14 protein-coding genes are annotated in these 15,129 nt (G+C 46.9%); 11 read left to right on the top strand and 3 right to left on the bottom strand.

The annotated features are described in order from the left end of the window. The 8 genes from EOO49_RS11770 to EOO49_RS11735 form a co-directional block, all read left to right on the top strand. Nucleotides 1-234, top strand: a 234-nt coding sequence (locus EOO49_RS11770) for a hypothetical protein (protein WP_290845859.1), incomplete at its 5' end; no start/stop codon positions are given. Nucleotides 235-459: 225 nt separating this feature from the next. Next, nucleotides 460-2,805 carry an ATP-dependent helicase gene (locus EOO49_RS11765; protein ID WP_290845864.1) on the top strand — a complete coding sequence of 782 codons (2,346 nt, stop codon included), beginning with the start codon at nt 460-462 and terminating at the stop codon, nt 2,803-2,805. Between the two features lie 12 nt (nt 2,806-2,817). Next, complete coding sequence (locus EOO49_RS11760; RefSeq protein ID WP_290845857.1) at nt 2,818-3,387, top strand: hypothetical protein; 570 nt, start codon at nt 2,818-2,820, stop codon at nt 3,385-3,387. Nucleotides 3,388-3,456: 69 nt separating this feature from the next. Beyond that, entirely contained in the window at nt 3,457-4,362 is a 906-nt protein-coding gene (locus EOO49_RS11755) for a tetratricopeptide repeat protein (protein ID WP_290845855.1), read from the top strand. Between the two features lie 245 nt (nt 4,363-4,607). Continuing rightward, the gene (locus EOO49_RS11750; protein ID WP_290845853.1) at nt 4,608-5,228 is read left to right on the top strand and encodes an L-threonylcarbamoyladenylate synthase; all 621 of its coding nucleotides are present in this window, start codon (nt 4,608-4,610) and stop codon (nt 5,226-5,228) included. Nucleotides 5,229-6,295: 1,067 nt separating this feature from the next. Beyond that, entirely contained in the window at nt 6,296-7,195 is a 900-nt protein-coding gene (locus EOO49_RS11745; protein ID WP_290845851.1) for an EamA family transporter, read from the top strand. Nucleotides 7,196-7,268: 73 nt separating this feature from the next. Further along, nucleotides 7,269-8,660 (top strand): histidine kinase, encoded by a 1,392-nt coding sequence (locus EOO49_RS11740; RefSeq protein WP_290845849.1) that lies wholly within the window; start codon nt 7,269-7,271, stop codon nt 8,658-8,660. Beyond that, nucleotides 8,657-9,352: a LytTR family DNA-binding domain-containing protein gene (locus EOO49_RS11735; protein WP_290845848.1), complete on the top strand. Its 696-nt coding sequence runs from the start codon at nt 8,657-8,659 to the stop codon at nt 9,350-9,352. The genes EOO49_RS11740 and EOO49_RS11735 overlap by 4 nt, the downstream gene beginning before the upstream one ends. Here EOO49_RS11735 and EOO49_RS11730 read toward each other — a convergent pair. Then, nucleotides 9,342-9,959 (bottom strand): hypothetical protein, encoded by a 618-nt coding sequence (locus EOO49_RS11730; protein WP_290845846.1) that lies wholly within the window; start codon nt 9,957-9,959, stop codon nt 9,342-9,344. The two genes, EOO49_RS11735 and EOO49_RS11730, sit on opposite strands and share 11 nt — an antisense overlap. A 387-nt stretch (nt 9,960-10,346) precedes the next feature. After that, complete coding sequence (gene fahA, locus EOO49_RS11725) at nt 10,347-11,630, bottom strand: fumarylacetoacetase (RefSeq protein WP_290845844.1); 1,284 nt, start codon at nt 11,628-11,630, stop codon at nt 10,347-10,349. Nucleotides 11,631-11,751: 121 nt separating this feature from the next. Between fahA and glyA the strand changes: the two genes are divergently transcribed. The 3 genes from glyA to EOO49_RS11710 all read left to right on the top strand — a co-directional run bounded on the left by glyA (nt 11,752) and on the right by EOO49_RS11710 (nt 14,441). Next, nucleotides 11,752-13,026 (top strand): serine hydroxymethyltransferase, encoded by a 1,275-nt coding sequence (gene glyA, locus EOO49_RS11720; RefSeq protein ID WP_290845842.1) that lies wholly within the window; start codon nt 11,752-11,754, stop codon nt 13,024-13,026. A gap of 150 nt (nt 13,027-13,176) precedes the next feature. Further along, nucleotides 13,177-13,770, top strand: a complete 594-nt coding sequence (locus EOO49_RS11715; RefSeq protein WP_290845840.1) for a tRNA-(ms[2]io[6]A)-hydroxylase — start codon at nt 13,177-13,179, stop codon at nt 13,768-13,770. 179 nt (nt 13,771-13,949) lie between these two features. Continuing rightward, nucleotides 13,950-14,441, top strand: coding sequence for a GNAT family N-acetyltransferase (locus EOO49_RS11710; protein ID WP_290845838.1), 492 nt, complete (start codon nt 13,950-13,952; stop codon nt 14,439-14,441). Here the strand turns inward: EOO49_RS11710 and EOO49_RS11705 are convergent, their stop codons facing one another. Then, on the bottom strand, nt 14,442-15,113 hold the full coding sequence (locus tag EOO49_RS11705) for a hypothetical protein (RefSeq protein WP_290845836.1): 672 nt from the start codon (nt 15,111-15,113) through the stop codon (nt 14,442-14,444). It lies immediately after the preceding gene. Between the last annotated feature and the right edge of the window lie 16 nt (nt 15,114-15,129).

Genomic DNA, 15,129 nt, shown 5'->3' with positions numbered 1-15,129 from the left:
CGGCGAGGCAAAAGTAAGCCCCGCTGGCAGGCGACGAATCAAAATCAAAGCCTGCGGCAGCGCAGCTGCCGAAAAACACCAAAAAAAGCGAAGCTTTTTTATTTACGCTTCGAGAGCGAGAAAAGGTTCCGGGCAAAAAGAATAAAAAGAAAAAGAAAAGGGATCGTCTTACGACAATCCATAGCCCGGATAACGGCAACTAGCCTTTTGCAGAAAAAACCGAATTTTTCTTGACTTGAAACAGCGACCGCAGGAAGCTCGTTTCAAGACATAGAAAAACCGGTTTTTACAAAAAAGCTAGTGCCAGTTAGCCGGAACAAGCTCAAAAAAAAATTAAAAACCCCGATTTTTAACCTGTTAATAACTATTCCCCAAAAACTTTTCCAAACCAAACCCTTTTTAGCATTTTACCACTTGCAAGTTGCCCTTGCGAACCCTAATTTTGCAAGCTTGGAACCTATAGAAAAATACATATCAGGACTTAACGAAGCCCAACGCGCCCCGACTTTGCAAAAAGACGGTCCGATGATCATCATCGCGGGCGCAGGCTCGGGAAAAACGCGCGTACTGACGATCCGGATCGCTTATCTGATGGCGCAAGGCGTCGACGCATTCAACATTTTGGCGCTTACTTTTACCAACAAAGCCGCACGTGAAATGAAGGCGCGTATTGCGGGAATCGTCGGGAACGCCGAGGCCAAGAACCTTTGGATGGGCACTTTTCACTCGATTTTCGCGAGAATCCTGAGGGCGGAATCTGACAAACTCGGCTATCCGTCGAATTTCACGATTTATGATACGCAGGATTCGGTGCGTCTGGTTGGCGCGATAATCAAGGAAATGCAGCTGGATAAGGACGTTTACAAGCCCAAACAGGTTTTGGGACGCATTTCGTCCTACAAAAACAGCCTGATCACGGTGAAGGCTTATTTCGCGAATCCCGAACTTCAGGAAGCCGATGCGATGAGTAAAAAGCCGCGTCTGGGCGAGGTTTACCAAAATTATGTCGACCGCTGTTTCAAGGCCGGCGCCATGGACTTTGACGATTTGCTGCTCAAGACGAACGAACTTTTGGTGCGTTTTCCCGAAGTGCTGTCAAAATATCAAAACCGGTTCCGATACATATTGGTTGACGAGTACCAGGATACGAACCATTCGCAATACCTTATAGTGCGCGCCTTGAGCGACCGTTTCCAGAACATTTGTGTGGTGGGTGACGATGCCCAGAGCATTTATGCTTTTCGAGGTGCCAACATCAACAACATCCTCAATTTCCAGAAGGATTACGAAGGCGTGCAGACGTATCGCCTCGAACAGAATTACCGATCTACGCGAAATATTGTCGAGGCCGCGAATTCCATCATCGAAAAAAACAAGACCAAGTTGGATAAGGTCGTGTGGACGGCGAACGACGACGGGCCCAAAATCAAGATTCACCGTTCGCTTACCGACGGTGAAGAAGGCCGATTCGTGGCAGGCGAAATCTGGGAAAATAAGATGACCCAGCAAATGAATAACGGGCATTTCGCGATTTTGTACAGAACGAACGCCCAATCTCGCGCAATGGAAGACGCTTTGCGAAAACGCGACATTCCTTACCGTATCTACGGCGGCCTTTCGTTCTATCAGCGCAAGGAAATCAAGGACGTTTTGAGTTATCTGCGACTTGTGATCAATCCGAAAGACGAGGAAGCTTTGGTGCGCGTGATCAATTATCCGGCGCGCGGAATCGGTGATTCCACGGTAGAAAAATTGACCGTCGCCGCTAATCACTACAAACGCTCGATTTTCGAGGTTATGGAAAATCTCGACAAGATCGACCTTCGCCTGAATTCGGGAACGCGAAAGAAACTCGACGATTTTGTCACGATGATCAAGAGCTTCCAGATCCTGAACGAGACGAACGACGCGTTTTTTATAGCCGAACACGTGACCAAGAAAACCGGTTTGGTCATGGAACTCAAAAAAGATGCGACGCCCGAAGGCATTGCCAGAATCGAGAACATAGAGGAACTTTTGAACGGTATGAAGGATTTCATCGAAGGACAAAAGGAAGTCGACGGAGCTCGTGGCGCGCTTTCGGAATTTCTCGAAGACGTCGCCTTGGCCACAGATCTTGATAAAGACACGGGCGATGACGACCGCGTGGCGCTCATGACGATCCACTTGTCGAAAGGACTTGAATTCCCTTACGTTTTTATCGTCGGGATGGAAGAGGATCTTTTCCCGAGCGCCATGAGTATGAACACGAGAAGCGAACTCGAGGAAGAAAGACGTCTGTTCTATGTGGCTTTGACACGTGCCGAAAAACAGGCTTATCTTACTTATGCCCAATCGCGTTACCGTTGGGGAAAACTCACCGACAGCGAACCGTCGCGTTTTCTCGAGGAAATGGATCAGAAATATCTCGAATACCTCACGCCTCCAGATTCGGGATATCGCTATAAACCGATGATAGACATCGACATTTTCGGAGACGTCGACAAATCGAAGTTGCGCCAGAGCAAACCTGTTGCGGGAACGCCTCCGAAATGGATCACGGACAACGAGCCGAAACCCGATGTGAGCGTGAGACGATTGAAGCCAGTGAACAGCGGTAGCAGCAGTGCCAGTGCCAATAGTGGCGCCAACTTATTCGACGGAAAACTCGTCCCCGGAAATATCGTCATGCACGAAAGGTTCGGGAAAGGAGAGATCCTGAATCTCGAGGGCGTAGGCGCGGACCGAAAGGCCGAAATTCGCTTCGAAGTGGGCGGAATCAAGAAGTTGTTGTTGCGTTTTGCCAAGTTGGACGTCATCGGATAAGAAATCGGAATCATGAAAATATTGTTGTTTTTGCTGGTGAGTTTTTCGGTCGCGGCACAAAATCCGATCCATTGGGACGGAAAATACGAGTTGCAGTTATCTGATTTCAAGGCAGCCGACACGCAAATTGGCGATACGGACAAATACGGGATCGCGCTCGGAGGCGGAATGGAATTCCTGTTCTCGATGTCGCGCGCCGAGTTCATGTTCACCAAGAATTTCAATTCCAAAGTGAGCAATACGTTCGATCCGATCTCGTCTTCGATCACTGCTCCAAACCAGGAGATCGCCAATCAGATCGTGGCTTTTGCGCGATATGCGTTTGATCTGCAGGAACTTTATGCCAGGAAATTGCGTGAAAGTCTTTACTTGGGAAAGGGCACTTTTTCGGATGCGAGTTTTTTCGAACCGTCGGCACGCGAAATCCAGCGCCAATACGACCAACGTTACAACAGCGTAGCCAAACTTACAGATTTGGGAAGGAAAGCGGAACTTCTCGCGGCACAGCACGAATTGCTCAAACGCGAAATCAACGATATGGCCGATTTTTGCAAGGAATGCAAGGTCAGGAAGAAAAAGTGATCGTATCCGGAAACGAAAATTGCCGGAAATCGAGAGCGGAGAATCGTATCTTACGCTAAAATTTTCAAGATGAGACAGGTTTTGTTTTCAGTTCTTTTTTTCGGTTTCGGAATTTGTTTGCACGCCCAGGATTTTCGGACGCAGTTCAACGATTTTCTCAAGGCGAAAGACACAGTATCGCAAAAAAAGGTTTTGGCCGAATGGGAAAAAAGCAAAAAAGGGGACGTAGAACTTTACGTGGCCAAATTCAACTACTATTTCTCGAATTCGAAAATGGAAGTGCTGCAATTCGGAAACAACCCGCAGGGCAAGGAAGCGTTCGCGGTCCAGGATTCGACGGGTAAAACGGTGAGTTATCTTTATCAGGGCGACAACCTCGGATACAATACGACCAAGGTCAATCTGGCCAAAAAGACAATCGACGAAGCGATCTCAAACTTCCCGAACAGGCTCGATCTGCGTTTTGGAAAGATTTATATGTTGGGACAATTGGGCGATTGGAAACCTTTCACCGACGATATCAAAAAGACGATCGTCCACTCGGACAAGATCAGAAATAAGTGGTTGTGGACAGACAACAAACCGCTGGACGATGCCCAAAACTTCATGTTGGGAAGTATTCAGGGTTATTTCAACCAATTGTACGAAACCGAAAACGACGCACTTTTGGTAAATATGCAGGAAATCTCGGAGACGGTCGTCAAGTATTACCCAAACGATGTGATGAACCTGTCGAACCTTGGCGCGTTGAAGCTCATGAAAGAAGACTTCGACGGCGCATTGCCATTATTCCTCAAAGCGGAAAAGATTGCTCCGGATGATACTGTTGTAATGAACAACATCGCGTATTGTTATGAAAACAAAGGCGAAAAACAAAAGGCGATCGCTTATCTTGAGAAGATTCTTGGCTTGAGTGACGCGGCTTCGCGCAAGAATGTACAGGCCAAGATCGACAGACTGAAAGCGTCGAAATGACCATTTTGGATTCGGAGGCGTTTCGGCCCCGGATGCTGGCCAATTACCCCACAGACCGAAAACCCAATTTTTTCACGATCGCGCAAAGCGACCGCAGGAAGCTCTTGAGCGGCGTATAAAAAATAGGTTTTTGGGCGAGGAGTAAGGCCAGGTAGCCGGAATCGGACGCCAAATAATTACCAAAATCTTAATAGAACTTCCCTGATTAGGTCGTAACTTGAAGAAAAACAAAGACAAGACAAAAAGTGGCTCAATTCATCAAAATTTACGAAGACAAACCCAGTGAGGCCGCCGTACAACGCGTGGTGAAGGTGTTGCGCGATGGCGGACTCGTGATCTATCCGACAGATACGGTTTATGGACTTGGTTGCGACATCACCAATACCAAAGCGCTCGAACGCATTGCGCGAATCAAGGGAATCAAGCTCGAAAAAGCGAATTTTTCTTTCGTTTGCTCCGATTTGAGCAACATTTCAGACTATGTGAAGCAGATCGACACTTCTACGTTCAAGATTCTCAAGCGTACTTTGCCCGGACCTTACACGTTTATTTTGCCCGGAAACAACAATCTGCCGAAGGAATTCAAGAAGAAAAATACGGTAGGGATTCGCGTTCCGGACAACAACATTGCCTTGGAAATCGTGCGCCAATTGGGCAATCCGATCGTTTCCACGTCGATTCACGACGAGGATGAGGTTTTGGAATATTCCACCGATCCTGAGTTGATTTTCGAAAAGTGGCAAAATTTGGTGGATCTTGTCGTCGACGGCGGTTATGGCGGGAACGAGGCTTCGACGATTATCGATTTGTCTGGCTTTGAGCCGGTTTTGGTTCGCGAGGGAAAAGGCGATCCGGATGTTTTTTGATTTCTTACTTACTAAATTCTTTTTCTTTTTTTTGAACAATGAGAGCCGAAAGTTCCCGTTGAAAATTTTAACAATTAAGTTTATTAAGAGCATTAAGGCGTTTCGCTTATGAGAGCCGAAAGTTCCCGTCGAAAATTTAAACCATTAAGTTCATTGAGAGCATTAGGGCCGGACGATTCGAGTTTATTCTCTAGGCAAAATTTATTCGTGAATTCGTGGTTAAAAAGTATGCAGGAACTTAGAGTGCTCGCGATAATTTTTTTAAACCATTAAGTTCATTAAGAGCAGTAAGACGCTTCGCTTGTGCAGAGTTGAAAGTTCCGTCGAAAATTTTAACCATTAAGTTCATTGAGAGCATTAGGGCCGGACGATTCGAGTTTATTCTCCATCCAAAATTTATTCGTGAATTCGTGGCTAAAAAGTATGCAGGAACTTAGAGTGCTCGCGATAATTTTTTTAAACCATTAAGTTCATTAAGAGCATTAAGGCGCTTCGCTTGTGCAGAGTTGAAAGTTCCGTCGAAAATTTAAACCATTAAGTTCATTAAGAGCATTAGGGCCGGACGATTCGAGTTTATTCTCCATCCAAAATTTATTCGTGAATTCGTGGCTAAAAAGTATGCAGGAACTTAGAGTGCTCGCGGTAATTTTTTTAAACCATTAAGTTCATTAAGAGCATTAAGGCGCTTCGCTTGTGCAGAGTTGAAAGTTCCGACAAAAATTTAAACCATTAAGTTCATTGAGAGCATTAGGGTGTTTTGCTTATGAGAGCCGAAAGTTTCCGTTGAAATTTAAGCTGTTATGTTTATTGAGAGCATTAAGGCCAGACGATTCCAATTTATTCTCCATGCAAAATTTATTCGTGAATTCGTGGCTAAAAGCGGGCAAGAATTAGGGTTTTCGTGGCAAATTTTTTAATCCGTTAAGAGCATTAAGGTGTTTCGTATTCTAGCCGAAAAAAATTCGCTAATTCGCGGTTAAAAAATTTGCTCAGTCGGTGTTTTATTCTCCGAAAAAAGTAAATCGGTCGAGCAGCAATCTCAGCCGCGTGATTCTTACCTTTGCCGAATGAACACAACCCGCTACTACGCCAGCGCGATCACGGCCTTCGCAACTTGGGGACTTTTTAGCTTGGCTTTGCGCCCGATCAAAGGCTTTCCGCCTCTCGAAATATTGCTTTACCGCGTCATTACTTGCCTGTTTCTGCTTTTTCTTATCATGTTCGCTTTTAGGCGCGAAGCCATTAAATCAGCCATTATTTTTCTCAAAAACCAGGAATCATACGACAGGAAAAGTCTGATTTTGTGGAACTTGCTCGCCGGAATCCTGCTGACCATGAATTGGTTCCTGTTCATCTACGTCATGAATTTCGTTAGCGTCAAAGCGACATCGCTGGCCTATCTCGTCTGCCCGATATTGACCGTTTTCCTGGCAAACATCCTGCTCGGCGAAAAAATGAAAAAATTGCAATGGATGGCACTTTTCATAGGCGCGATTGGTTGCGGAATGCTGGCTTTGGGCCATTTTCTGGACTTGTTGCTCAGCATCCTGATCGCATTTTCGTACGCTTTATATCTGATCATACAAAAAAGAAACTCGGGTCTTGACAGCTTTGTAGTGCTTACTTTTCACGTTTGCATCGCCGTGATTTTGCTATTGCCGGCAATTCCTTTTTTCGATGTCGGACTTCCTACGGAACCGCGATTTTTCGCTTTTATCGGAATTATCGCGATCGTCTTCACGATTTTGCCGATGTTCCTGAGTCTTTTCGCGCTTAAAGGCATCAAAGGTTCGGCTGTCGGGATGCTCATGAACGTGAATCCCATCATTGCTTTCTCGCTTTCTGTTTTTTACTTCGACGAAAAGGCCGATGCTTGGCAGTATGCGGCTTACGCAGTGGTTTTTGCCTCTGTCGTCATCTTCAATTTGCCTGCTCTGTTTGCCCAAAAAGACCGTTCGCTCACATGAAACGACCGTTTGCAGCACTTGTTTTTGCGCAGTTGCGAACTTCGGCTAGGTTTGCCAAATAAACCCCGATGACATGAGAGCGATTCGCACATTTTTGATTTTTTGGCTTGTAGCGATACTGTTTTCGGCAGCAGTAATGCTTTTGGACGGCGGATTTTCGGCTGGCACGAATTGGGCTGCGGTGGCGATCGTCACGTGGTTTTTTGCCATTCCGGCCTTGGGAGTCGCTTTTGTGCAGCCGTTTTTGGCAAGATTTTCCAAATGCGGATTTGTCTCGGTTTTCGCGACGATCTTTTTGGTCGGAACGACGACTTTCATTTCCGGATCGGTTTACGTCAAACAATTGGGTGAAAAGGTCGGGATCGAAATTCCGATCATGCAAACACTGATGGTGATCTCCTTTTTCCTGACCGAACTTTTCCTGTCGCGAATCAGGATTTCCCCAAAAAACAAGGTTTACAGGTTCGAACTTACTTCGAAGTTCGCGATTCGCCTGTTGTTCTGGATTGTTTTACCCGAATTCGTGCTGCTGTCGTTTTTGCTTGCGCCAGAATTCGAAACGCAAACCAGAATGAGCGGCTACAGCGGATTTTTGCTGTGGATGTTCGCTTTTTCAGTGTTGACGAATTCGGCCGCATTATTCGGAATCTGGATTGCATCACGGATTGGATTCTTGGCGCAACGGCCATTTTTGGGGGTGTTTTTCGCGACTTTTCTAGCGATTTCCGTCGGATTTTTCGTTGCGTGTATCAAGATCCAAATGGTGGAAAGCCGCATCGTCGGGATTTTGATGACGCTGCTTTTTCCGGCACTTTTTTCGGCTTCCGCCATGCTGTTTTTGGTGCGTCAAAAAGTCGAATCGGACGCGAAAGATTCGTTGATCAAGAAACTTGGGAAGTCTTTTAACAAGAAACAGTCCGAATACGAAAGTCTCAAACGACAGGTCAACCCGCACTTTTTTTTCAACAACCTGAACATGCTTTTGTCGTTTGTCGAATCCGATCCTCAGAAAGCGCTTGAATTCGGACGTCGGCTGTCGAATGTGTATCGGAAATTCCTCAACAAAGAAGACGAGGATTTTGTGGCTTTGGCCGATGAGATGGCATTCATCACCGAATATCTCGAGATTTACCGCGCAAAGTTCGCAACTGCTTTCTCCCAAAAAATCGAAGTGGACGCCAATTCCCGCGATTTTATTTTAGCCGATTCGCTTCAGGAAATCGTCGACAACATCTTCAAACACAACATAGTCGAGGACGAAAACCAACTTTTGATCGAGATTTTTACCGAAGACCGAAACCTGATTGTGAGAAATTCCGTCATCGCCAAAAAAGGCGTAAATTCAAACGGCATCGGACTCGAAAACATCAAAAAACGATACGAACTGTTGACCGACCAAACTTTTTCGGTTTCGAAAAACGAGGATTTCTTCGTGGTCAGCCTTCCAATATTGAGCGTCGAATGATAAGAACCGCCGTGATCGTCGAAGATGAGATTCCGTCCGCCCAAAGGCTCGAGCGCTTGCTTGTAAGTCGAGGCTTTACAGTCGTCGCTATGTTTTCTTCGGCCGCTAAACTCAAATTGTTTTTACACGAAAATCTGCATCCGGAGTGGCTTTTTCTCGACATCGAACTTCGGGACGGAACCGTTTTCGAGGCATTGGGATCGATCGCGCCAAAATCCAGGATCATTTTTACAACGGCCTACGAAGACCGCGCACTTGAAGCTTTCCGTCACGGCGGAATGGATTACCTGTTAAAACCGATAGACGAGACCAAACTCGATTCGGCCATCGAAAAAATCGAGAAACTGGGAAATTTGCTCAAACCGGAAATTCTTGTCATCGAGGCAAAATCGTTTTTGGTTTCGGCCGGAAAAACTTTGAGGAAAATCGGAATTTCCCAGATCGCGTATTTTTCGAGCCACGACAATTCGACGTTTTTGCATACCCAAGACCGCGATTATATCATCGGCAAATCGCTTGAGAAACTAGAGGACGAACTCGGTGGCGATTTTTTCCGCATCAGCAGAAAACACATCGTCAACAAGAATTTTGTCGACGGCATCGTCAAAACCGAAATCCGGTTAAAATCGGGCGATCAATTCCCGATCAGCCGACAGAGAAGGCGAGAAGTGATTCTTTGGCTTAAGGACTGACGTGAAAAAACGCGTGACTTCTGCCCGGATAATCGTCGAGATTCGCCTGAATCGTGCCGTAGCAAGGATGTTCATACGATAAATCGATGCCGGAAGCCAGCGGATAATCGGCCGCGAGTTGGTTTTGCGGATCGGTCTGAATCAAATTGTCGTAATCGGTCGGAAACGAATAGTCGCCGGGCTCAAGCATCTTGAAACCCACTTTTATGCGATAAAGGCGCTGCTGAAAAGCAAAAAACGGATGGTAAAGCGCAGTCGACGAATCATTTCCGCAAGCTTGCGCATCGTTCGTGCCCAGTTCCAGAATCTTGACGTAAGCGTTCGTGACCGCGGCGTTGTGGCCGTTTTGTTCGGGTTGAAGTTTTAGAACGAACAGGGTCAAATCGCGAGGGTTCACGTTGGCGATCGTGTCGTGTTTGCCGGACGAGTACATATTCGAGGAAACCAGGTAATTGTACCAGATCGTGTCGCCCACGTGCAGGTTTTGGGAATTTTCAATGTACACTTTTGCCGCCGGATAGTAGAATTCCGGGTCTTCGTCGCAGGACGTGGCCAGGAGAATTGGGGCTAAAACGGCCAGGAGCAGGGCTGGGAATATTCTTTTCATTTGGGGTAGATGCTTTATTTGGGATTTGGTTGCGCGGCGAAGTCTGTGACTTCGCAAGATGTGTGGCGGAGTCTGTGACTCCGATTGATTGTCAGTTGTTTTTCAGGAGCTTTTTCCGGCTCCCGCTGCTAGCTTTCTTGAAAAAACCGGTTTTTCCAGAGGTTGGCACGAGCTTCCTTCGGTCGCTGTGCCAACCCGGGAAAAACACGGCATTTCCTGCAAAAGGCTATCCGCTTGTATCCGGGCTAGGCAATCTGTCTCCGATACCCGTTTTGTTTCCGGATTTCTTGAATAATCGCCAGTTCGTCCAAGACACCCGATTTCGTTCCCATCGAATCGTTTGCGTGTCATCTGCAAATAAAAAACCCGCTCAATGGCGGGCTTGTATCAATTTCTCGCGAAAGGCGGAAGCAATTTGCTCTTGACTTCCCCAAATCCGATCCTCACTTCGGCATTCGAACAAAAACCGCGAATGATTACCGTATCGTTATCGGCAATGAATTTTCGCTCGCTTCCATCAGAGAGTTTCAAAGGGTTTTTTCCGCCCCAAGTGAGCTCTAGCATGGAACCGAAACTGTCTTCGGTAGCGCCGGAGATCGTTCCCGAACCCATCAAGTCTCCCGAATTGATTCGGCAGCCGTTCGAGGCATGGTGCGCCAATTGCTGGCTCATGCTCCAGTACATGTATTTGAAGTTCGATTTCGAGATGATATTTTCCTCGGAATTCTCAGGTTGTAGCGAAACCTCGAGACTGATGTCGAAAGTGTGTTTTCCTTTTTGCTGCAAATAGGGCAAAGGACTCGGATTTTGTTTCGGGCCTTTGGTACGGTAAGGTTCCAAGGCGTCCATGGTCACGATCCAAGGTGAGATCGAAGTGGCGAAATTCTTGGCCAAAAACGGTCCTAGTGGCACATATTCCCATTTCTGGATGTCGCGCGCACTCCAATCGTTTAGCAAAACCATCCCGAAAATGTGCTGTTCAGCCTCGTGAACGGGAATGTTTTCGCCCATGATGTTGGCGTCGGTCGTGATGAATCCGGTTTCCAATTCGAAGTCGACCAATCGCGACGGTCCGAAAACCGGCGTGGTTTCCCCGTTCGGAAGTGTTTGTCCCATAGGTCTGTGCACTGGGATTCCAGAAGGTACAATCGTGGAACTTCTGCCGTGATACCCGACAGGAATATGAAGCCAGTTGGGCAAAAGTGCGTTCTCCGGGTCGCGGAACATTTTTCCCACGTTGGTCGCGTGCTCTCGGCTGGAGTAAAAATCGGTATAATCGCCAATCAGCACAGGAAGTTGCATCTCGACGTCGTCTATGTCGAAAATCACGATTTCGCGATGGTCGGCGTTGTCCCGCAATTGGGAATCTTCGGCGTCGAAAATGTCGGCGATACGGTTGCGCACCTGTCGCCAGGTCTTGTGTCCGTCAGAAATGAAATCGTTCAAGGTGTCCTGCATGAACATATCATCCGTAAGTTCGATGCCTTCGAAGTAATTGAGTTGCTGAAGCGCTCCAAGATCGATGGCGTAATCGCCTATCCTGGTTCCAATCGTTACCACATGTTCTTTGGTAAGGAATACGCCAAACGGAATATTCTGTATGGGAAAGTCGCTGTCTTCAAGGACTTCAAGCCATGATTTCCGGTTTGGGTCGTTAGCTGTTATGAGCATATTTTTGGTATGGTTTATTTTGTGAAAGGGTTGTTAAACTGAGCAATCAAATTTAGAGGTAACATTCTTTTTACCAAACGTAATTCGTACTTTTGGCCTCACTTTAACGAAACTTTATAACATGCGCAACGACCAGGAAATTTTTGATTTGATACTTGACGAACAAGATAGGCAAATTCACGGATTGGAGCTTATAGCTTCAGAAAATTTCGTGAGTGACCAAGTCATGGAAGCCGCCGGATCTTGTCTAACAAATAAATACGCCGAAGGTTATCCCGGACGCCGTTATTACGGAGGTTGCGAGGTTGTCGATATCGTAGAACAAATCGCGATCGATCGTGCAAAAGCGCTTTTCGGAGCCGAGTACGCCAACGTACAACCACATTCCGGGTCTCAGGCAAATACTGCCGTTTACGCGGCTTGTTTGAAACCCGGCGACAAAATACTGGGATTCGATCTTTCCCACGGCGGACACCTAACGCACGGTTCACCCGTAAATTTCTCCGGAAAATTATACCAACCGGCATTCTACGGAGTAGAAAAAGAAACCGGACGTTTCGACTATGACAAAATCCAGGAAATTGCTACCAAAGAACAACCTAAGATGATCATCGCCGGAGCATCGGCCTATTGTCGTGACATGGATTTCGAGCGCTTCCGCAAGATCGCCGACAGCGTTGGAGCTTTGCTTTTGGCCGATATTTCTCACCCGGCAGGATTGATCGCCAAGGGTTTGATGAACGATCCGATTCCGCATTGCCACATTGTTACGACCACGACGCACAAAACACTTCGCGGGCCACGTGGCGGAATGATCTTAATGGGCAAGGATTTCGAAAATCCATGGGGAATCACGGGACCGAAAGGCGAGATTCGCATGATGTCGTCTTTACTCGATTTGTCGGTATTTCCAGGAAATCAGGGCGGACCTTTGATGCACATCATCGCGGCAAAAGCGGTTGCTTTCGGAGAAGCTTTGACAGATGAATTCTTCGGATACGCCATGCAGGTACAAAAGAACGCTAAAGCGATGGCGGAAGCTTTCGTGAACCGCGGTTATGACCTGATCTCAGGCGGAACGGACAACCACATGATGCTGATCGACCTTCGCAACAAAGGAATTACAGGCAAAGAAGCTGAAAATGCTTTGGTGAAAGCCGAGATTACCGTAAACAAGAATATGGTTCCGTTTGACGACAAATCGCCATTCGTGACTTCGGGAATCCGAATTGGAACGCCGGCCATTACGACACGCGGCCTTGTGGAATCTGACATGGAAACTGTCGTGGAGCTTATCGATCGCGTGCTTACCAACAAAGACAATGAGGATATCATCGCCGAGGTAGGAGAGGAAGTGAACGCTTTGATGAGCGAGAGAGCAATATTTGTTTTCTGAGTGCCTGAGAACCTGAGTTCCTAAGTGCCTGAGTTTTTAACCGAGTCGCAGACTCGGAAACGCAGCTTGCGAAGTTGCAAACTTCGCAAAACCAAATACTAACAAAAGGTTTGAAACACCCCGTTTCAAACCTTTTCCACATAAAAAACAATGTCAACGTTTCGCCTCCAACTTCCAACAGATCCGCGTTGGGTTTCGCTAGTGGAAACCAACATACAAGAAATCCTGACCGATCACGCGTGGTGCGAACAAAAAGCCGCCACGAACGCCATTTCGATCATAACCCTGAATTCGGAATACGAAGATCTTGTCGCCGACATGCTACAACTCGCCCAAGAAGAAATCTCCCATTTCGAGATGGTTTTCGAGATCATCAAAAAGCGCGGCTACAAGCTCGGGCGAGAGCGCAAGGACAATTATGTGGGCGAACTCGCCAAGTACATGAAAGCCAATGCAGACGGCACTCGCGAAAAAGGTTTTGTGGAACGCATGCTGTTTTCGGCCATGATCGAAGCCCGAAGCTGCGAGCGTTTTAAGGTGTTGTCCGAAAACGTGAAAGACGAGGAATTGGCCAAATTCTACCGCGATCTCATGGAAAGCGAAGCCGGACATTACACGACTTTCATCACATACGCCAGAAAATATGGAGGCGATATCGACGTCGAGAAACGCTGGCGCGAGTGGCTTGAGCACGAAGCGATCATCATTGCCAATTATGGCAAGAAAGAATCGATTCACGGTTGATTACCGAAAGCCCGCGTTAGGGATGGTGGCTTTGTTTGAGCTCTTTTGCCCGACGATTTTTGATTTTCATTCTTGGATTCCAAGGCAAAAAGCGAGTGCCAGCAGCCCGACGGCGGCCTGACCATCGCTTGTATCAACTGCAAAGTTTCCGGCCGCCGGAACGCCCCAAATAGAAATTTATGACGATAAAAACCGCTTTCCCTAACGAGTTCAACTTGATCCAATCGATCGCCGAGGCAACGTGGCCGGTGACTTATGCCGAAATTCTGTCTCAGGAACAACTCGACTACATGATGCAAATGATGTATTCGATCGAGGCGCTGAACCAAAATCACGAAGACGGCGTGCAGTTCATTTTAGCCGAGGAAAATGGCGAGTACTTCGGATTCAGCGGATTCCAACACGACTACAAAGACGAAAAGCGCACGCACATCCACAAAATTTACGTATTGCCGTTGGCCCAAGGCAAGAATGTCGGGCGACAGCTGATGCAATTCATGGAACAGAAAGCGCTCGAACACGGCTCGCAAAAAGTGTCGTTGAACGTGAACAGAGACAACAAAGCCCAACATTTCTACGCGAAATTGGGCTATGAGATTGCGGAAACAGTCGATATCGAGATCGGAAACGGCTATTTGATGGAAGATTTCGTGCTCGCGAAAAACCTGTAATTATTTGTCGGGAATGACCTCGAAAGTCTGGTAAGGATCGGTGTCGCGCACGCGTACCCAACATTTGAAAGTGCCGTTCGAAGCGATCTCGGAAATCCCATAATAATATTTATCGCCTTTCACACTGAGGTTTTGTCGCACGTGGTTGTTGCTTTCGAGAAACTCGAGCGTGAACTCGCAATCTTTCGTCCAAGTGAGTTTGCATTTTGAATATGTGCCGTCCACGAACGTTTCCGTCCACGAATTTTCGGTTACGACGACCTTTGTTTTAGAGCCTTCACTAGGTTCGAGGTAGTAAAAATTCCCATTCATTTTTCGGCACTCTTTTTTCTTGGCCTTTTGAACAGGACGCTCTTGAGAGATTTTCCAGCTTTCGGAATCGTTCGAAACCTTGAGCATAAAACTCTGGAACCAAACGCAATCTTTCTGCAATCTAAAGTAAAGCCTGTCAAAAACGGGCTTGAATTCCTCGTCTGTCTTGATGTTGAATTTTTGGGCGAAAGCGTAGAATTGTTCGTTGAACACGCGCTGTACTTTTGTAGTGTCAGGTTCGATCGTCTTTTTTTGGAATTCCTTGCAGATTACGACATTGAGTGAGTCGATTTGCGAAATGGTTTGGGCTTTTGTGCTTATTGCAAACAGCGTCAGGCACAATAGTAGTATTTTTTTCATCGGTTCGGTTTGGACC

This window comes from Flavobacterium sp. (assembly GCF_004295795.1).
Classification (GTDB): Bacteria; Bacteroidota; Bacteroidia; order Flavobacteriales; family Flavobacteriaceae; genus Flavobacterium.
The sequence above is the reverse complement of the archived record's forward strand: the minus strand, read 5'-3'. Positions and strand labels throughout refer to the sequence as shown.

Excerpts from the sequence above, each read along its gene's own strand:
- glyA (WP_290845842.1), top strand. The coding sequence starts at position 11,752 with ATGCGCAACGACCAGGAAATTTTTGATTTGATACTTGACGAACAAGAT.
- EOO49_RS11705 (WP_290845836.1), bottom strand. The coding sequence starts at position 15,113 with ATGAAAAAAATACTACTATTGTGCCTGACGCTGTTTGCAATAAGCACA.
- EOO49_RS11715 (WP_290845840.1), top strand. The coding sequence starts at position 13,177 with ATGTCAACGTTTCGCCTCCAACTTCCAACAGATCCGCGTTGGGTTTCG.
- EOO49_RS11760 (WP_290845857.1), top strand. The coding sequence starts at position 2,818 with ATGAAAATATTGTTGTTTTTGCTGGTGAGTTTTTCGGTCGCGGCACAA.
- fahA (WP_290845844.1), bottom strand. The coding sequence starts at position 11,630 with ATGCTCATAACAGCTAACGACCCAAACCGGAAATCATGGCTTGAAGTC.
- EOO49_RS11730 (WP_290845846.1), bottom strand. The coding sequence starts at position 9,959 with ATGAAAAGAATATTCCCAGCCCTGCTCCTGGCCGTTTTAGCCCCAATT.
- EOO49_RS11735 (WP_290845848.1), top strand. The coding sequence starts at position 8,657 with ATGATAAGAACCGCCGTGATCGTCGAAGATGAGATTCCGTCCGCCCAA.
- EOO49_RS11740 (WP_290845849.1), top strand. The coding sequence starts at position 7,269 with ATGAGAGCGATTCGCACATTTTTGATTTTTTGGCTTGTAGCGATACTG.
- EOO49_RS11710 (WP_290845838.1), top strand. The coding sequence starts at position 13,950 with ATGACGATAAAAACCGCTTTCCCTAACGAGTTCAACTTGATCCAATCG.
- EOO49_RS11755 (WP_290845855.1), top strand. The coding sequence starts at position 3,457 with ATGAGACAGGTTTTGTTTTCAGTTCTTTTTTTCGGTTTCGGAATTTGT.
- EOO49_RS11745 (WP_290845851.1), top strand. The coding sequence starts at position 6,296 with ATGAACACAACCCGCTACTACGCCAGCGCGATCACGGCCTTCGCAACT.